Source organism: Bacteroides caecigallinarum, from assembly GCF_021531075.1.
Lineage (GTDB): Bacteria > Bacteroidota > Bacteroidia > Bacteroidales > Bacteroidaceae > Phocaeicola > Phocaeicola caecigallinarum_B.
The window spans coordinates 1-1,905 of record NZ_JADYTJ010000115.1; the positions used below are offsets into that span (position 1 = coordinate 1).

General features: G+C 44.7%; 4 protein-coding genes. All 4 read right to left on the reverse strand.

Annotation, left to right across the window (positions count from 1 at the left end):
- Nucleotides 1-319 (reverse strand): hypothetical protein (locus I6E11_RS14515; RefSeq protein ID WP_235338819.1); only part of this gene is annotated, 319 nt, incomplete at its 3' end.
- 15 nt (nt 320-334) lie between these two features.
- Complete coding sequence (locus I6E11_RS14520) at nt 335-490, reverse strand: hypothetical protein (RefSeq protein ID WP_004326287.1); 156 nt, start codon at nt 488-490, stop codon at nt 335-337.
- Between the two features lie 15 nt (nt 491-505).
- Nucleotides 506-1,123, reverse strand: a complete 618-nt coding sequence (locus I6E11_RS14525) for a DUF4313 domain-containing protein (protein ID WP_235338820.1) — start codon at nt 1,121-1,123, stop codon at nt 506-508.
- 57 nt (nt 1,124-1,180) lie between these two features.
- On the reverse strand, nt 1,181-1,905 hold a 725-nt coding region (locus I6E11_RS14530), incomplete at its 5' end, for a hypothetical protein (protein WP_235338821.1).

Below are 1,905 nucleotides of genomic sequence, written 5' to 3' on the forward strand. Positions count from 1 at the left end.
TCGTGCAGGGCCTGATTCTTGTGGAACTGAAACCTTTGGAATGTCTGTTTGTATGGTATCTCCATGTCTCAAGCAGATAATCCTTGGTTCCCTTGATACTTCCGTGTACCATACATCCTTTTTCATCGTACAGGTAGCAGGTGTTAAGGAGAACCGGTATGCCGTCATGCACCTTGTACATGTGCAGCTCAATATCATTCTTTATGGCGGCAGACTTTTCCTTTTCCACTTTTCTGTGTATGGCTTTTCTGACCTCGCCGATATGGGGTGAGGTATAGCCGATTATTTCCGAATGGAATGCAAACTGATATTTTTCCATAACACTTTGTCCGTATTAAAATTCTGATATAAGTTCATCTTCATATACCTCCAGTTCAAGACCGCTCTCAACAATCCTGACCAGCCAGCGGCATTCCAGTCTTTCCATCAGTTCGACGGCACGGTATCCCTTATAGGGACGTCTCAGAAATACAATGTCTCCGGTTTTCATATTTGTTCCTCCTTTTTATTGTGCGTAGATTGTTTCTATCAGTTCTGCATCCGTAAGATAGCGCAGTTCCTGTGTGGAACAGAACAGGCAGATGCCATCCAGCAGTTCATTTGCCGCAGCATCCAGGTTCCGTACTCCTTCGATCAGAGATTCTTCCAGTTCCTTGCTTGAAACAAGATATATTCCGTGAATGTCTTGAACAGTTCTCAAAGGGAAACGTCTTTCCTGATAGATGATGTCCTTTATCATGTCATCCTGTGGTGGCAGTTTGGCGCTGATTGTCTTGAACTGTTCGGGTGCGAGTTCCTTCAACCTGTCAGGATTGAAGCGGAACATTCTGAATCCCTGATATTCAAATCCGGCAGGCTCCGCTATTCTGTTACTGGTCAGGAAATCATACACATGTCTGTTGCAGTCCCGGTTGTCCACATAGGCATGGAACGGGGGAAGGGAATTGAGGTTGACGGTGATGTCCGTGTAGGATTCCCAGCATTCCGGATTCTCCTTAGACCGGGATTCAAGTCCTACATACAGATTATCATTGTCGATATAACTGTTCAGGACGAGTCTGACCTCAATGCGTTCAGCCGGATCTGTGGCTGTTTTCCAGTATAGAGTGTTTGATTTGTTCATACTTGTATTGTTTTTATGAGGGAATACGGCAGTCATTCTACCGCATTCCCCCGAATGTTATGATCTGATATTTATTTGTTCCTGTGCGGACTCCTTTTTCACGGTCCTCAATCTTTTTAGGAGATATAGGAAATATTCACGGTCATAGATCCGGAAAAGAAATTCCTCTGATGTCTCCTTGATGTGTCCGATGAAAGTTACTGATTCCTTGTCGGGAGGATATTGAAAGAAATGTCCGTCGGAAACAAGGGTGAGCTTCTTTCCGGATACATGGTCTATCAGTTCGTCTGGAGTTTCGTAATGCCCTTTTCCTTTATAGAACTGATAATGGTTCCGGCGAAGACTTTTCAGGGTATTCGCCATGTCCGTCCTTGCTTGTCTGGAATCTGATTGGATGACAAGGTTGCAGATGAATACGGGATGTTTTCCGTCCAGTGAAAAATAATAGGGAATGAGTCTGGCTCCGCTGATTGTTTTGCTTGTTTCCTCTTTTGAGATTACGGCTTTCTGGTTGATGATTTCCAAGTGACGGTCTATCTGACTGTCCAGTTCGGATTGCGGAGTGAGTACGGAGCGTAGGCCCTTGAAATATCTTCCTTGACGGGTGAAGCAGAAAGAGTACATATTTCCGTAATACGGTTCTCCCACAAAGAATGAGTTTTGTCTCATGCGCAAGGGTGGCAGTACATCCAGCAGGTCATAGTAGTCTTCTTCGGTGATTTCCTTGAACGGTTCGGACAGGGACTGATTGTATAGCCGCAGCTTCTTGTCTATATCAGAAG